Source organism: Spirosoma lituiforme, assembly GCF_054776635.1.
Genome location: NZ_BAAHBO010000003.1, coordinates 689,432 through 703,791 on the forward strand (window position 1 = coordinate 689,432; position 14,360 = coordinate 703,791).

17 protein-coding genes and 1 tRNA gene are annotated in these 14,360 nt (G+C 48.1%); 9 read left to right on the forward strand and 9 right to left on the reverse strand.

Going from position 1 to position 14,360, the window contains the following annotated elements; translation table 11 throughout:
* Positions 1–118 precede the first annotated feature (118 nt).
* The gene (locus ACYU87_RS15265) at positions 119–1,315 is read right to left on the reverse strand and encodes a hypothetical protein (RefSeq protein WP_461134925.1); all 1,197 of its coding nucleotides are present in this window, start codon (positions 1,313–1,315) and stop codon (positions 119–121) included.
* A 221-nt stretch (positions 1,316–1,536) separates the two neighbouring features.
* Here ACYU87_RS15265 and cysS point away from each other — a divergent pair, with 221 nt between their 5' ends.
* The 3 genes from cysS to ACYU87_RS15280 all read left to right on the forward strand — a co-directional run bounded on the left by cysS (position 1,537) and on the right by ACYU87_RS15280 (position 4,578).
* The gene (cysS, locus tag ACYU87_RS15270; protein WP_461134926.1) at positions 1,537–3,021 is read left to right on the forward strand and encodes a cysteine--tRNA ligase; all 1,485 of its coding nucleotides are present in this window, start codon (positions 1,537–1,539) and stop codon (positions 3,019–3,021) included.
* 86 nt (positions 3,022–3,107) lie between these two features.
* Positions 3,108–4,142: a M28 family peptidase gene (locus tag ACYU87_RS15275; RefSeq protein WP_461134927.1), complete on the forward strand. Its 1,035-nt coding sequence runs from the start codon at positions 3,108–3,110 to the stop codon at positions 4,140–4,142.
* Between the two features lie 55 nt (positions 4,143–4,197).
* Positions 4,198–4,578 carry a hypothetical protein gene (locus ACYU87_RS15280; RefSeq protein ID WP_461134928.1) on the forward strand — a complete coding sequence of 127 codons (381 nt, stop codon included), beginning with the start codon at positions 4,198–4,200 and terminating at the stop codon, positions 4,576–4,578.
* 23 nt (positions 4,579–4,601) lie between these two features.
* Here the strand turns inward: ACYU87_RS15280 and nadD are convergent, their stop codons facing one another.
* The 7 genes from nadD to ACYU87_RS15315 all read right to left on the reverse strand — a co-directional run bounded on the left by nadD (position 4,602) and on the right by ACYU87_RS15315 (position 10,117).
* Positions 4,602–5,174 (reverse strand): nicotinate (nicotinamide) nucleotide adenylyltransferase, encoded by a 573-nt coding sequence (nadD, locus tag ACYU87_RS15285; RefSeq protein ID WP_461134929.1) that lies wholly within the window; start codon positions 5,172–5,174, stop codon positions 4,602–4,604.
* A 9-nt stretch (positions 5,175–5,183) separates the two neighbouring features.
* Positions 5,184–5,783 (reverse strand): guanylate kinase, encoded by a 600-nt coding sequence (gmk, locus tag ACYU87_RS15290; protein ID WP_461134930.1) that lies wholly within the window; start codon positions 5,781–5,783, stop codon positions 5,184–5,186.
* Positions 5,784–5,878: 95 nt separating this feature from the next.
* Entirely contained in the window at positions 5,879–6,169 is a 291-nt protein-coding gene (locus ACYU87_RS15295; RefSeq protein WP_461134931.1) for a hypothetical protein, read from the reverse strand.
* A gap of 81 nt (positions 6,170–6,250) precedes the next feature.
* Entirely contained in the window at positions 6,251–6,985 is a 735-nt protein-coding gene (locus ACYU87_RS15300; protein ID WP_461134990.1) for a sigma-70 family RNA polymerase sigma factor, read from the reverse strand.
* Positions 6,986–7,253: 268 nt separating this feature from the next.
* Positions 7,254–7,751, reverse strand: coding sequence for a hypothetical protein (locus ACYU87_RS15305; RefSeq protein WP_461134932.1), 498 nt, complete (start codon positions 7,749–7,751; stop codon positions 7,254–7,256).
* A gap of 60 nt (positions 7,752–7,811) precedes the next feature.
* Positions 7,812–8,612 (reverse strand): (Fe-S)-binding protein, encoded by an 801-nt coding sequence (locus tag ACYU87_RS15310; RefSeq protein ID WP_461134933.1) that lies wholly within the window; start codon positions 8,610–8,612, stop codon positions 7,812–7,814.
* 98 nt (positions 8,613–8,710) lie between these two features.
* Positions 8,711–10,117 carry a 4Fe-4S dicluster domain-containing protein gene (locus ACYU87_RS15315; RefSeq protein ID WP_461134934.1) on the reverse strand — a complete coding sequence of 469 codons (1,407 nt, stop codon included), beginning with the start codon at positions 10,115–10,117 and terminating at the stop codon, positions 8,711–8,713.
* 128 nt (positions 10,118–10,245) lie between these two features.
* Between ACYU87_RS15315 and ACYU87_RS15320 the strand changes: the two genes are divergently transcribed.
* From ACYU87_RS15320 to ACYU87_RS15340, 5 genes are all read left to right on the forward strand, one after another.
* Positions 10,246–10,318 (forward strand) — tRNA-Phe (locus ACYU87_RS15320).
* A 328-nt stretch (positions 10,319–10,646) separates the two neighbouring features.
* Positions 10,647–11,453, forward strand: a complete 807-nt coding sequence (locus tag ACYU87_RS15325) for a GIY-YIG nuclease family protein (RefSeq protein WP_461134935.1) — start codon at positions 10,647–10,649, stop codon at positions 11,451–11,453.
* An 88-nt stretch (positions 11,454–11,541) separates the two neighbouring features.
* Complete coding sequence (locus ACYU87_RS15330) at positions 11,542–12,147, forward strand: hypothetical protein (protein WP_461134936.1); 606 nt, start codon at positions 11,542–11,544, stop codon at positions 12,145–12,147.
* 160 nt (positions 12,148–12,307) lie between these two features.
* Positions 12,308–12,577 carry a helix-turn-helix domain-containing protein gene (locus tag ACYU87_RS15335; protein WP_461134937.1) on the forward strand — a complete coding sequence of 90 codons (270 nt, stop codon included), beginning with the start codon at positions 12,308–12,310 and terminating at the stop codon, positions 12,575–12,577.
* Between the two features lie 2 nt (positions 12,578–12,579).
* Entirely contained in the window at positions 12,580–12,849 is a 270-nt protein-coding gene (locus ACYU87_RS15340; RefSeq protein ID WP_461134938.1) for a hypothetical protein, read from the forward strand.
* Positions 12,850–12,855: 6 nt separating this feature from the next.
* Here the strand turns inward: ACYU87_RS15340 and ACYU87_RS15345 are convergent, their stop codons facing one another.
* Positions 12,856–13,464, reverse strand: a complete 609-nt coding sequence (locus ACYU87_RS15345; protein WP_461134939.1) for a hypothetical protein — start codon at positions 13,462–13,464, stop codon at positions 12,856–12,858.
* On the opposite strand from ACYU87_RS15345, the gene ACYU87_RS15350 reads away from it, so the two are divergent.
* A complete protein-coding gene (locus ACYU87_RS15350; protein ID WP_461134940.1) occupies positions 13,463–14,176 on the forward strand; it encodes a hypothetical protein in 714 nt (237 codons plus the stop codon). The two genes, ACYU87_RS15345 and ACYU87_RS15350, sit on opposite strands and share 2 nt — an antisense overlap.
* The last annotated feature ends 184 nt before the right edge of the window (positions 14,177–14,360 follow it).

The window sequence follows — 14,360 nt, forward strand, 5'->3', positions numbered from 1 at the left end:
TGTTTTGGTTTACAGTTTATGATCTATGGTATACGGGTTACGGTTTGTGATGGTTGACGCGTCACGTATCCGTGTACTTATGTCAACCCCAACAAATCCTGAACCAGATACTATATACTTATTTCTTCCGCCCGATGACGGGGCAGCGTTTAAATGGTTTTGTTTCGTCGAAGAGCTTGCGGTATGTAATGTGGGTCTTCACAATTGTTGACCCTAACTGGCTCACGAACCGCACCATGATCGGGTTAAAATCGCCGACCCAGTTCATTTCCAGTTCTGTATACTGGAAGTTGGAATTATGGTCGGCTTCGTGGGGCATCCGCAAGGCAATGGCGGCCTCAACGCCCTTTCCCTGATGCTCGGGCGCTACACCAAACACAACGCCAAACGCTTTGTGGTTGGTTTTCAGCACCATATGCCACAGAAACTTTAGCTTGCCAACTAAATCCAGCTTCCCGTTTACGTGTTTGAACACCTGATTCAGTTCGGGCAAACAGACAAAAAAAGCCACGGGCTCGTCCTGATAATAAGCGAAATAAATAATCTTTTCATCGATTACGGGCTTTAGCTTCTGCATGAGCAACTGCGCCTGGGCAGCCGACATCTCTTTTACCCCACTATGCCCTCCCCAGGCTGCGTTATAAATATGCCGGAACTGCTCAGCGGCTGCGGGCAGTTGCTTTTTATCGATCGTGCGAAAGGTATAGTCCGGGTTCTGAAAAATGCGTTCAGCCCGGTCTTTCACCGCCTGCGACATATTTACCAGTTTCGACCAGGTTGTTGGAATCCCAAACGTGTATTGCTTGAAATAATCCTTAAAGCCGTAATTCTCGAAGAAAGGAATGTAATACGCTTTGGTATAGGGCATGCAGTAATTAGGCTCCCGATCAAACCCATCCACCAGCAACCCCCACCAGCGATCACGGTCGCCGAAATTAATGGGGCCATCCATTGCTTCCATACCCCGGCTTTGCAACCAGGCTTTTCCGGCGTCGAACAACCGGAAAGCAGCCGCCTGATCATCAATGCATTCAAAAAAGCCCAATCCACCCGTGGGCTGGTCATTGTCAAGATTGGCAATTTCGTAGTCGATGAAAGCCGCTACCCGGCCAATGGTTTCATCTTTGTCGTTCAGCAGCAAATACCGCACGCACTCGCCGTGCTCGAATCGCTTGTTACGAACAGGATCGAACACTTCATCGACATCAGCATCCAGTGGCCTGATCCAGCAGGTGTCAGCACGATAGAGACGTACGGGGAACTGAATGAATTCTTTCTTATACCGGGCGTTTTCGCCTACCTCAACTACCTGCATTTCAGAACCTGAACGGGTCTAGTATCAAAACAAAATGCGAATATAGCCAAAACCATCCGGGCTACCGTTTTCCGACGAACAATCCCTAACTTTGGGCACTTGTTTTACCTGTTGCGGGCTCGCCCGCCAACGGAAGGAATCTCCTTCTTAAGCAGGATAGCAACGCTTAAAAGACGCTTCCTTCGCCGGACTGGGCCAAGGAAAACATGACCCAAAACAGCATGCAACCACTTCAGGTATACAATACCCTATCGCGCAAAAAAGAACTGTTTGAGCCGCTCAACGCCCCGTACGTGGGTATGTATGTTTGCGGCCCTACGGTCTACAATTACGTTCACCTGGGCAACGTCCGCACGTTTCTGACCTTCGATACGCTGTATCGCTATCTTACGTTCATCGGCTACAAAGTGCGTTATGTCCGTAACCTTACCGACGTAGGTCATCTGGTTGGCGATGGCGATGAGGGCGAAGACAAAATTGGCCGGATGGCTAAATTAGAAAAAGTTGAGCCGATGGAAATCGTGCAGCGCTTCACGAATGATTTTCATACCGTGATGGCCCAGTTCAACACGTTTCCGCCCAGCATCGAACCAACCGCCACGGGCCACATGGTTGAGCAGATTGAAGCGGTTCAGGCATTGCTGGCGAACGGACTGGCGTATGAAGCCAACGGTTCCGTTTATTTTAACATCGAAACCTACAACCAGCGGGGTGGCAATTATGGTAAGCTGTCGGGCCGGATTCTGGACGACCTGCTGAACGAAACCCGTGAGCTGGATGGTCAGTCGGAGAAACGCAGCCCGCTTGATTTTGCCATCTGGAAACGAGCGTCTCCCGAGCACCTCATGCGCTGGAACTCCCCCTGGGGCGAAGGCTTCCCCGGCTGGCACCTGGAGTGCACTTGCATGAGTACGAAGTACCTGGGCAAACAATTCGACATTCACGGGGGCGGCATGGACTTGAAATTCCCTCACCACGAGTGTGAGATTGCGCAGGGCGATGGCCTGACCGGACATGACCCCGTCCGGTACTGGATGCACTCCAACATGCTGACCGTGAACGGGCAAAAAATGTCCAAGTCATTGGGAAATTCGTTTTTACCGGCGGAGCTTTTCGCGGGTAGTCACTACCTGCTCGAACAGGCCTACAGTCCCATGACCGTCCGCTTCTTTATGCTACAGTCGCACTACCGCAGTACACTCGATTTCTCGAACGATGCGCTCAAGGCGGCCCAGAAAGGCTACCGGCGGCTGGCTAATGGCTTACGGGTTAGTAAAGCCATGACGTACCAGCCAGGGGAAGGGACCATTGATGACGCCAAGCAGCAGGACATTCGGCAAGCCATTCAACAGTTTTACGACGCGATGAACGATGACCTTAATACGGCAGTCGGTATTGCGCAGTTATTTACCCTGCTGAAGTACATCAATATGCTTTACCTCAATCAGCTTCAGGCGTCGGCGCTGGGCGAAGAGGTATTCACATTGTTGAAAGAGTCGTTTGTTACGTTTATGCAGGATGTGCTTGGTTTACTGGAAGAAGGCATCGATAATCAGCCCGTGCTGGAAGGCTTGCTGACGCTTTACCGTGAGTACAAGGAGCAACGCCAATACGACAAGGTAGATCAGATTCGTTCGTATTTCAAAGCGCAGGGACTGGCCATCAAAGATATGAAACATCAGATCGACTGGGCCTACGAAGAATAGCGACCAGGGTCCGGCTCCAGCCCGGCCTGCGTTATGACTCTTATTTTGTGACGGACCGGGCTGGAGCCGGACCCATACATACTTCGATGACTAAATCGTCTTATTTTCTTATTTCTGCCCTGCTACTGCTGTCGGTGGGGGCTTGCCAAAACAAGCAATCGCAAAGCGACGCTACGCAAACGACCGAGAAACCGACTACAGCCGCGGTGTCGGCTCCATCGTTCAACGCCGACTCGGCCTATAGTTACGTTGATCGGCAGGTGGCTTTTGGTCCGCGGGTGCCCAACACGCCGGCTCATGTACAGACTGGTAACTACCTGGCTGCCAAGCTAAAACAATTTGGCTGTGAGGTAACGGAGCAGTCGTTTGTGGCAACCACCTGGGATGGCAAGAAACTAAATGCCCGGAACATTATTGGTAACATAAACCCCAAGGCGACCAAACGTATTGTCTTGGCCTCCCACTGGGATTCGCGTCCGCATGCCGATCAGGACGAGGACGTTGCCGATCAGAAAAAACCCGTCGTAGCGGCAAATGACGGGGCCAGCGGTGTTGGTGTTCTACTCGAACTAGCCCGTACTATTCAGCAGAGTCAGCAAAAGCCAACCGTCGGTATCGACATTATTTTCTTCGATGCGGAAGATTGGGGAAACGGCGAAAAAGCCACCAACGATTTTGAGAAGGAAAGCGGAAACCAGTTCGATTACATTGGTTTTTGCCTGGGGTCACGCTATTGGGCCAAGAACTTACACAAGCCGGGGTATTCGGCCTATTACGGGATTTTACTGGACATGGTTGGTGCCAAAGGGGCCACTTTTGCGAAGGAGGGCCTTTCCATGCAATTCGCACCGACGGTTGTCAACAACGTCTGGCAAACGGCCAGCCGGTCGGGGTATAGCCAGTATTTTGTTGATACCCCCGGTGGTCAAATTACCGACGACCACGTAGCGCCAAACACAATCGCCAAAATTCCGATGATCGACATTATTCATACGACTATCGGTACGGGGGGCTTCTTCCCCGCCTGGCACACCGCAGAAGACAACATGAGCAATATTGACCGGGGTACGCTCAAAGCAGTGGGTCAAACGTTGTTACAGGTACTCTACAATGAGCAGTAAGGATGAATCAGAAAGGCCCCAATCAACCGGGGCCTTTCTGCTCAATAGACAAACTATGAAATTCGTATACGTACTACTCGCGGCTGTGCTGGCTAGTGGCTGCAACCCAGCCCCTGACCAGTTTGGCAGGCTGGATTTAAAGAAATGGCGCGGGGATCGGGGTGGCTGTAACGGCGTTCGAGGAACTCTCGAGCCCGACTTCAGAGCAGAAATTCAGAACTTGAAAGGAAAAACCGCGAACACGATCGGCGAACTGCTGGGCCGCCCCGATGTTAACCAGATCGCTGACCGGAATCAGAAATTCTACGTTTATTTTCTCGAAGAAGGACCTCATTGCGATCAGGCAGGTGGCCGGTCAATGAGCCGGTCGGTAGCCATTCGAATGAGCGCCATTGGCTTGGCCACCGAAATTACGTTTCAAAACGGAATACCCTGAGCAAAGCGGCCAGTCTGGCCGAATTACAGGTAGAACTTCTTTCGCCCAATCATTTCCTCGACAACATCGGGCACCATGTACCGAATGGAGCGGTTCGTCCGAATATTTTCCCGGATAAACGTTGCCGAAATGTCTAACAAAGGCGCTTCGACCAACCGCACATTCGGGTGTATTTTAAAGGGACTCTCTTTACTTTTCGGTCTTGGATATACGTACAGGCCATAGTACTCCAACACCTTATCGTAGTTTTTCCAGTTGGCGAACTGCTCCAGATTGTCTTCGCCCATGATCAGCCGAAATGAATGCTGGGGATACTTTTCGCTGAGCCGCGTTAGTGTATCAATGGTATAGCTGGGCTTGGGCATCGAAAACTCGATATTGGTCGCTTTTAAGCGGCTATTGTCCGCAATAGCCCGTTCGACCATATCCAGACGATCAAACTCATGAAGCAGGCTCTTGGTCTTCTTAAACGGGTTTTGCGGAGATACCACAAACCAGACCTGCTCCAGATCGGTCGTTGTGGCCATCGTATTCGCAATGATCAGGTGGCCGACATGAATCGGGTTGAAGGAGCCAAAAAATAAGCCGATTTTCATACGATGCCGTTAAATGATCACTCCCTTTTCTGGCACCTTGTTTTCGTTTATAAAATCGTCGACCAGCTTTTGGGCTTTCTGTAACGATGTTTCCAAATCGTCATTGACCAGAATGACGTCAAAACGATCCTGAAAGCTCATTTCAAAGTGGACTTTAAAGAGTCGTTTGGAAAGGCTTTCTTCCGTTTCAGAACCGCGACCAATCAGACGCTGGCGGAGCGTATCTTCATCCGGCACTTTCACAAAAACGGCCAGTGCTTTGTCGCCATAGTATTCTTTGAGTTTTAAGCCGCCCTGTACATCAACATCGAACAACACGTGTTTTCCACTATCCCAAACACGCTGAATTTCAGACTTGAGCGTACCATAAAAAGCGCCTACATACACTTCTTCCCACTCCACAAACTCGTCCAGATCAATCCGGTGCTTGAACTCTTCCGGAGTCAGGAAATAATAGTCCTTACCATTCTCTTCGGCACGTCCCCGGCGATCGCGGGTGCAGGCTGAGATAGAAAAGCCAAGATTCGCCTTCTCAGCGAGTAAATGTTTGACGATGGTTGTCTTGCCCGAACCGGAAGGGGCAGAAAAAATGATGAGTTTACCGTCCACGGTGGTATTGAATTGACTGGGTATATAATAAAAAAAGGGTAATTAAGGGTGCCAGAAGCATTACCCTAATTACCCCAATTGAGAACGTATTCTACTTAACTGAAAGTCAGAATTTTGGTTTTGATCCTTTCCACTAATTGGTCGGGGCAGCACTTCTTCTCTACTCGTTTCGTTAACAACTCTTTGACCTCTTTTTCGAGGTGATACATCTGAATACACGGTTGGCAAGACACCAGATTTGCTTTCAATCGGGCAAGTTGCTGTTCTGTGGCTTCCCCATCCAAAATCAATTGGATCATCTTCAGGCAGTCAGCCTGGTGGCTGCAATGTTCTTTCATCTCGGGCTTCGCATCTGATGAAGATGAGGGTGACAATGACGTTTGCATTGGAAAAATTTAATTTATTCCAAGAATAATAATATCGTTAAGTTATTAGCAGAACCAATATGGAGTTATAAAAAGTTCGGTCTATTCTTCACTTTCTTCTTTATAACCCATTGAAGATGCGTAATCGCGTAGTTTTTCTTTTAAGAGATTACGAGCTCGGTGCAAACGTGATCGTACAGTTCCTATTGGAATATCCAGAATCTTGGCCATTTCCTCGTAGGTAAATCCTTCAATATCACAAAGAATAATAACTGTCCGGAAATCAACCGGCAACGAATTAAGCGCCGTTGCCACTTCATCACCAATCAGATCGGAAACAGATTCGGCCCGCAGGTCGACTGTGTGTTCAGATTCAGCATCTTCGGAGTTATAGGTCGTTTCAACGTCCTGATAATCTACTTTAGCTGGCTCTTTACTTTTCTTCCGGTAATCGTTGATGAAGCTGTTCTTCAGAATCCGAAACAGCCATGCTTTAGCGTTAGTTCCTTGCTCAAAGGACGAAATAAAGCGGAAGGCCTTCAGATACGTATCCTGTACCAGGTCATTGGCATCATCCTCATCGGTCGTCAGGCGAAAGGCAAAATTGTACATGGAGTCGATGTGGGGCATGAACTCCTTATTAAAAACCTGGTATTTCTGTTCGTCCGTATACCGGCGAGCAGGTGTATCAGCCGTGGGCTGTTCAACGGGGTCTCCGTCTGGTAGCAATTGGTTCGATCCATCTTGTCCGCTTTGGTCCGGCATTCCGTGGTCCGGCATTCCAGCGGCCGATGCTCCGGAGCGGTTCTGGTCGTCGCGAGTTGGCGTATCTGACATAACTTCGGGTATAGTCGCCATAAAAGTAAGAGTAAATTGCCGTTTACCGTCGGCGGAACCCAACGAATTCAATAATTGTGAAAACCGATTCGCCGGATCTTGTCTGAGGTTGACTGCAAAAATCAATCCTTTGTTTAAAAAAAAGGTTTAAAATCAGGGTACTATGACGATTTGGCAGTGAACGTTTCAACTAACCGCAACGTTAAAGCCGGTCAATTGCGCCCATTGGGCAGACAACCGACCGGCTCTACTTCATTTAAAGCTTAGTCTAAACCGTTACAGACCTGAAATACCGCTTCAGCCAGGAGTCAGCGGCCCGAACACGCCAGTCTGCCAAAAGCTCTGCTTTCGTTTTTACCAGCGTGTTGAAGACGGGGGTATCCGGTGTCAGTATCCCATCCGTGACCGCTGCTTTGAGCGCAGGCAGCACAAAGGTTTGTACGGTACCACTTGTTGTCTGAACCGCCACGGAACGGTCAAAAAAGTCAGCCGATAGTTGCTGGCCGATCTCCTGCACTGTACGTACCGAAGCATCGATAGAACAACCACTGGGCAACGTATAGCTTTCATCGACACCAATGACGACAAAACGATTCTCAATCACTTGTGCCGATGCCAGCAGCGGTTGACCGTGCGCTGCCCATTGGTTTAGAGCCTGTTGCAACGATTCACTGATTGTCTTCACCTCGCCATCCGATAAAGGGCGATCTGCTTGGTATACCCAAACGCGGGCCGTATCAGGCAATTTATCAAAATCAACGTACATAGAAGAAGGGATGTATGATTTACGAACGATAGCTCTTATATCATCGGCTACACATCTATTTCACAACCCCTGCCCTTGCGCAATGAGTTCCGAAATATCGTAGACCCGAACAGCGTCTTCCTTGTTCTTGTTCTTGACCCCATCAGACATCATGGTCATGCAGAAGGGGCAGGCTACCGCAATGGTATCAGCACCCGTGGCCAGTGCTTCTTCTACCCGCTCGATGTTTACATCTTTCTTTCCCGGCTCCGGCTCTTTGAAGTACTGCCCTCCCCCGGCGCCACAGCAGAGGCCATTGGTCCGCACACGCTTCATCTCAACCAAGTCAGCATCCAGCGCAGCCAGCACGTCGCGGGGGGCTTCATATACCTTGTTAGCACGGCCCAGATAGCAGGAATCATGAAAAGTAATTCGACGACCCTTGAACGACTCGCCGTCCTTAACCCGAACGCGCCCTTCGTTGATCAGACCCTGCAAAAACTGCGAATGGTGAATCACGTCGTAGTTGCCCCCCAGTTCGGGATACTCATTTTTGAGCGTATTGAAACAGTGCGGACACGCCGTTACGATTTTCTTAATGTTGTAGCCATTTAGCACCTGAATATTGGACATGGCTTGCATCTGGAACAGAAACTCGTTTCCGGCCCGACGGGCCGGATCACCCGTACAGCCCTCCTCCGGCCCCAACACGGCGAACTTGATGCCTACATGATTCAGGATGCGGACAAAGGCAATGGTGACCCGTTTGTAGCGATCATCGAATGAGCCGGCACAGCCTACCCAAAACAGAATCTCTGGTTCCTCACCCGAGGCCATCATTTCGGCCATGGTGGGCACTTTGTATGTTTTTTCGGTTGACATAATTCGGTTTGCGGTAGTTGATTTACGATAGGTGGCATTCGGTGGCTGACGTGTTAGTGGTTCATGCAACAACCCCGGAAAGCCGAATATCGTAAACGTCATTTAACTTCATTTACCTGATCGGCCCAATTGAACCGATCACTCGGCGAGAATTTCCAGGGAGCCATATTGTTCTCGATGTTGCTGAACATGGCATTCCAGGAAGCTGGCGCCTGCGATTCTTCCATGACCCGATACCGGCGCAATTGAAGGATGATATCCAGTGGATTAATGTTAATCGGGCAAGCCGTCACACACGCCTGGCAGGTTGTACAGGCATTTAACTCTTCGGCTGTGATGTAGTCGTTTAGCAGTGACTTGTCATCCCGGTAGTCATCCCCATTTGCTTTCCAACCCCGCTGAATCTCTTCAAGCCGATCGCGCGTATCCATCATGATTTTACGGGGGGATAATTTCTTGCCGGTAATATTTGCCGGACAAGCCGATGTACAGCGCCCACACTCGGTGCAGCTGTAAGCGTTCATCAGGTTTATCCATTTCAGATCCTGCACATCTTTAGCCCCGAAACGACCAATCTCAGCCGGTTGTTGGCCATTATCATTCGCTTGAGAACCCGGCCGGTCCGCCGATGCGGTAGACTCGCCGTCGGCTTCGATAGTAACCGGCAAGCCAAGAGCGAGCTGCACCTCTTTGGTAATTTCGGGCATGTTTTGCATTTCTCCCTTCGGCTGGAGATCTGAGAAGTATACATTCGGGAAACCCAGCGCAATGTGCAGGTGCTTCGAATACGTCACGTAAACAGCAAACGCCAGAATGCCCAAAATATGAAACCACCAGGAAATGCGTTCGTAGGCGACCAAAGCCACGTCGCTGAAAGTAGTAAAAAGGGGTTTCAGGTATTGGCTGATGATAAAATCAGGGACAATGCCCTTCAACTCGCCATAGTGTCCTACGCCACGATCCCGCAGAACACTGTCCGACGCGTTCCAGGTCAGGAAGGCAATCATTAGCAGAATTTCGGCTAGCAGGATGATCGCAGCATCCGTACGGGGCCAGCGGCTCATTTCCCGGTGACGCTCGGGTTGAAACCGAGCTACTTTCGCGACAAACCGACGACATAGGAAAACGACACAAACAGCCAGCACCCCGAAAGCCAGTACCTCAAATACATCGATCAGAATTGAGTAGATGGGCGTAATGTAGGGGGCAAACAGGCGGTGTGTACCCAAAACCCCGTCGACAATGATTTCCAGTATCTCAAGGTTGATGATGATAAATCCGGCATAGATGACAAAGTGCATAGTGCCAACCAGTAAGTTGGTAAACATCTTTTTCTGACCAAAGGCTACCAGTAGCATTGTTTTCTGTCGCTCGTCGGCGTGGTCGAACCGATTTTCGGGTCGGCCGAGGTTGATAGCGCGTGAAATAAGCCGAACTCGCCGGCTAATGTACCAGACTACGGCGGCTAATGCTGCGACAAACAGAATTTGTTGAAAAATTTCCATTCGGTTAAGGATACTTATTAGCTCTGACAATCAACCGATTGACGAGAATAATCAAACTTTATTAAAAATATTTTACAGAAAGTGTTGCAAAAAGACCGGGAACGTCTACTTTTGCACCCACGTTTCAGGGTGATGTAGCTCAGTTGGTAGAGCAAAGGACTGAAAATCCTTGTGTCGGCGGTTCGATTCCGTCCATCACCACCTTGAACAGAGGCAGTTACAACTCAATGTTGTAGCTGCCTTTTTTATTGCTACAACAATACTACAACTTTTGACCATCTGCCTGTTAAACGTTTTGCGTTAATAATGAATAAATTCGAAGGGAAAACACATGCTCTACAAGCATGAAACCCTGACATTAGTATGCGTGCATACTATTTCCTGCGTCAGCAAAGATACAACTCACGCGAATCCAAACAAGAAGAATATCCCCTATTTTAGTACTCTGAATAATCGATACCAATCACCGGATAGACTTATTCCTGTTTGGTAATAGTCTATCGCCGAAAAACACCTTGCAGGTACCTGTATGGAATTGAGATCAGTTCTCCATCTTTCCGATTTTCAAGAATACAAGCTGCACGCTGCGCGGAAAAGCGGCACAGTGGAACCTTTGGATGTTTTTCTACGTGACCAGAACGAGTGGCATCAATGGAATAGCTGGCAGGGAAACAGGAACGAGTTCAACCGAGACATGATCCTGTCCCTGATCGACTTCTATCCTGAGCGTAACGAGTGGCTATTTGGCGGCATCTATGAAGTACAGCAACGCGGTACCGAAAAAAACGCCCCTAGCTATGTCGTAAAACTTCTGGATCAGGGACAGGATTTGATTGGGAGGCTAAAACTGACCGGTTCATTGTCACGTGGTCGGGCATTTAAACTTGAATCCGTTTACGACAATTTTAAAATCTCCGAGCTTTTGAGAACGCCTTATTCCGGCGAGGTATTCAGCGGATATGAAAATGTGTCCCTGGATCTATCCATGCTGGAGATCATTTATAAAAACAATCGTACTGACTGGAAAACCGCTCTTGAGAGCGTGAAAGGTGTTTATCTGATCGCTGATAAACTGACAGGCAAACAGTACGTTGGTTCGGCTTACGGTGACACGGGCATCTGGGCTCGTTGGTCCTGTTACATCAATACAGGCCACGGCTGGAATGAGAAACTGGTCAATCTGACAGATGGTGATCCATCCTACGCACGGACAAATTTCAGGATTACGCTTGTCGAATGCTGGCCGTTTAAGACGGATGATAAGACGATCATCATCCGTGAAAACTTCTGGAAGGAAGCGTTTCTAACAAGACGGCATGGCTATAACAGTAATTAGTCAGACAAATCTTTAATGCTCTGCGCATCCTGAATATTGATGTTCTGAATCGACATGTAAAATATATTTTTACAAAACAGCGCCTTTTATGTTCTTCAAGAAGCTGACAGACCTTTTTGCGTCTAATAAAATAGATGGAAACACCTCTTCTCATTCGAATGAAGCGCTACCTCGAATAGATGTAACCAGACTACCTCTATTTCCGCAGGTCGATCCAACGGTACGTCACATGGTAAATGAACACCAGCGATTTATCAGGGAGCATATCACTTTTATAAATCTTTGGATAAAGGAAGAGAAGCTCAGTTCAGTCGCAAACATGTTTGTACGACTCAAATGGGTCGATTATCTTAATCCTGAAATTCCTAAATTTGAACAGAATGCGGCATTGATGTCGGTTGTCAGGACTCTTCCACAGCAACCAGATACGACAAGCCTGCATTGTCCTTTCCGTCGGGTGTATCCATACGCTAAATACGATAAGAGCATGTTTGAACTTACCGATGACGGTTACAGGAATATCGTTACAGCTCCGTATATGCCGAACCGCGCTTATGGCATGGGGGACTCGTGGCGAACGAGAGAAAAGACACCGGATGACGAGACGTATTTTGACACTGCACTTGAAATCATCTTTCACTATTACCTTGTCGGGTTTGATAAGGTTGACCATCCGTCGTTTAAACGTTCCTAGAAAGATTAAACCTGGGATGGCAGCTTCAAATACTTAGGTTGATCACTTCGGAATATCTGTTGTGTCTGAATGAATTCAACCAGATCTGTTTCAGTCGTGAGGGAGATGATCTATATTTATTGCAGCTTAAACTGCGCTGAATAAAAATATTCACCTAAGTATGCAAGTTATCTGTCTCGAAGACAAAGCCTTCTTTGCCTTGATCGAGGAGGTCGTTGAACGGCTAAAAGAAAAGCATGGGCAGGAGCTGGATAAGTGGGTTTCTGGCGAACAGGCAATGCAGCTCCTCAATGTCAAGTCAAAGACGACGTTGCAGACATTGCGTGACGAGGGAAAAATCCGCTTCTCTCAACCCCAGAAGAAAATCATCCTCTACGACCGGGATTCCATCAACGCTTATCTTGAAAAGAACGCCCGTAAAACCTTCTAGCTATGGAAGAACAGGACAACGTTGAGTCGGAATACGTGAAAGGGTTCAATGAAGGATATACAATCTCTCAACACAAGCCCGAACTCGCCGAAAGATTAGCTGGTATCGACAGCGATTTCATTCGGCTGGTGGGCTTTAAAGCCGGTCGTGAGCAATTTCAGAAAGAGCAGCTAAGGGAGCGTCTTCCTGATTGGTTAAAAGGAGACCGTTCCAACAAGGAACGGATTGAACCTGAAAAATCGAAAGATAGAGAGATTGAGCCTGAAGTCTAATCTGACTTAGTCTTTCTCAATGCCTGGATCAACATCCGGTTCGACCATCTCTCGGCCTTGCTCAACAAACCTTGTGTAAGCCAGTGTTCTCGAAAACCTTTCTGATGCGGACAACGGCGCAGTATCTTCTCTTTCTGGCGTTTCTTTGTCTGGCTCTGGTTCTTTGTTTCGTTTTATCGCACTTTCCACGAGCACGGCATCAAATCTATCCTGCAACGTATTAAAATCATTATCTCTGTCACTCTCCTGCATTCTTTCACTTTTGTTCATGTGAAGGAAGCGATTTGGAAACATCTCTTCTCTCGCTCTATCCCGCACGATGCGAACCGTTTTAGGATCGCCGTTTCGGGTTTCCGCTTCTATTTTTTCCCAAGTATCCTCCCTCATCTGATCCTGCTGATCTTTCAGGAAAGCAATTTTACGTTCGTTGTTGCCCTTGCGTGGGTTGCTAGTTGTACTGGGCGGCCTTAAAGCTGGCTCCGGGCCTCTATCTGGTGCTCCTGTTTTGATCTGTCTGTCGATCTCTTCCAGACGTTCTTTTGTCTGCTTCAGGCGTTCTTCGATGCGCTCATATCCATCTGGAAACGAGGATTTCTTTTCATCGTTCTTATCCATGTCCTTTACGGTTTTGATTGAATTTTCAGACGTTTATGCTAAGATAAGAAACTGTTCGAAGCTTTATCACTTGGTACAAAAATGTCCTGGAAACAGAACGTCATTGATGAACATTACAGCGGAGATGCAACCCGTTTTGAAACCGATTTTTAAGGAAGCTGTGACCGAAGGCAGACTTGGTGCTGTCCATTGGGATGATCTGATAGTTGATGCGACAACATTAACTCATCTCAAAGATACTGGGCGGGGCTTTGTTGAAATTAGTTTGGGCTACCTTCCACCTGAAAACGTATTATTGCCGTTTGAGCCTTATCTGCGGGCCTTGATACAAGCCCACTGGCAGGGAGCCATTGCTGAAGATGATTTTTTAAATCAGGCGGATGACCATATCAAACTCATTCGCAATGCTGACATGAAGCATAACACGTGCCTGACCTATGACAGTGCGATCTACGATAACTACCATCAAACGTTTGCGGCTTATGGCTATGCTGTCAAAGACAGGCTTGCACGATTTCTGGGCTATGTTCCACAGTTGGAACATTCATTGATCGCTGAAATGTGGATGAGGGACATTGTAGGTGATGAAACCTACCGTCTGCCATCAGAAATGACGCCAGACGATATTCGAGCGATGACATTGATCAAATATCGAGAAGTTCTGCTCGCTGAAGGAAAGCAGGCTGCTGACTTATCACCTCTTTTAGGATAAAGGTTATTTTTGCGCATCCAGTGTGACACCCGCAATGATCGTGATTTTAGTACTGCAAGTCGTTACCAAAACTAGTTTATTGATGTAAAAGAGCTTATTTTGAACTCTAGCATGATTGAGTTTCAAAGTTTCTAGACAGAGGGTCTTTGAACTGCTTGATTATTAGGCAATAATAAATACCACA

Excerpts from the sequence above, each read along its gene's own strand:
- ACYU87_RS15265 (WP_461134925.1), bottom strand. The coding sequence starts at position 1,315 with ATGCAGGTAGTTGAGGTAGGCGAAAACGCCCGGTATAAGAAAGAATTC.
- cysS (WP_461134926.1), top strand. The coding sequence starts at position 1,537 with ATGCAACCACTTCAGGTATACAATACCCTATCGCGCAAAAAAGAACTG.
- ACYU87_RS15275 (WP_461134927.1), top strand. The coding sequence starts at position 3,108 with ATGACTAAATCGTCTTATTTTCTTATTTCTGCCCTGCTACTGCTGTCG.
- ACYU87_RS15280 (WP_461134928.1), top strand. The coding sequence starts at position 4,198 with ATGAAATTCGTATACGTACTACTCGCGGCTGTGCTGGCTAGTGGCTGC.
- nadD (WP_461134929.1), bottom strand. The coding sequence starts at position 5,174 with ATGAAAATCGGCTTATTTTTTGGCTCCTTCAACCCGATTCATGTCGGC.
- ACYU87_RS15295 (WP_461134931.1), bottom strand. The coding sequence starts at position 6,169 with ATGCAAACGTCATTGTCACCCTCATCTTCATCAGATGCGAAGCCCGAG.
- ACYU87_RS15300 (WP_461134990.1), bottom strand. The coding sequence starts at position 6,985 with ATGTCAGATACGCCAACTCGCGACGACCAGAACCGCTCCGGAGCATCG.
- ACYU87_RS15305 (WP_461134932.1), bottom strand. The coding sequence starts at position 7,751 with ATGTACGTTGATTTTGATAAATTGCCTGATACGGCCCGCGTTTGGGTA.
- ACYU87_RS15310 (WP_461134933.1), bottom strand. The coding sequence starts at position 8,612 with ATGTCAACCGAAAAAACATACAAAGTGCCCACCATGGCCGAAATGATG.
- ACYU87_RS15315 (WP_461134934.1), bottom strand. The coding sequence starts at position 10,117 with ATGGAAATTTTTCAACAAATTCTGTTTGTCGCAGCATTAGCCGCCGTA.
- ACYU87_RS15325 (WP_461134935.1), top strand. The coding sequence starts at position 10,647 with ATGGAATTGAGATCAGTTCTCCATCTTTCCGATTTTCAAGAATACAAG.
- ACYU87_RS15330 (WP_461134936.1), top strand. The coding sequence starts at position 11,542 with ATGTTCTTCAAGAAGCTGACAGACCTTTTTGCGTCTAATAAAATAGAT.
- ACYU87_RS15335 (WP_461134937.1), top strand. The coding sequence starts at position 12,308 with ATGCAAGTTATCTGTCTCGAAGACAAAGCCTTCTTTGCCTTGATCGAG.
- ACYU87_RS15340 (WP_461134938.1), top strand. The coding sequence starts at position 12,580 with ATGGAAGAACAGGACAACGTTGAGTCGGAATACGTGAAAGGGTTCAAT.
- ACYU87_RS15350 (WP_461134940.1), top strand. The coding sequence starts at position 13,463 with ATGTCCTTTACGGTTTTGATTGAATTTTCAGACGTTTATGCTAAGATA.
- ACYU87_RS15345 (WP_461134939.1), bottom strand. The coding sequence starts at position 13,464 with ATGGATAAGAACGATGAAAAGAAATCCTCGTTTCCAGATGGATATGAG.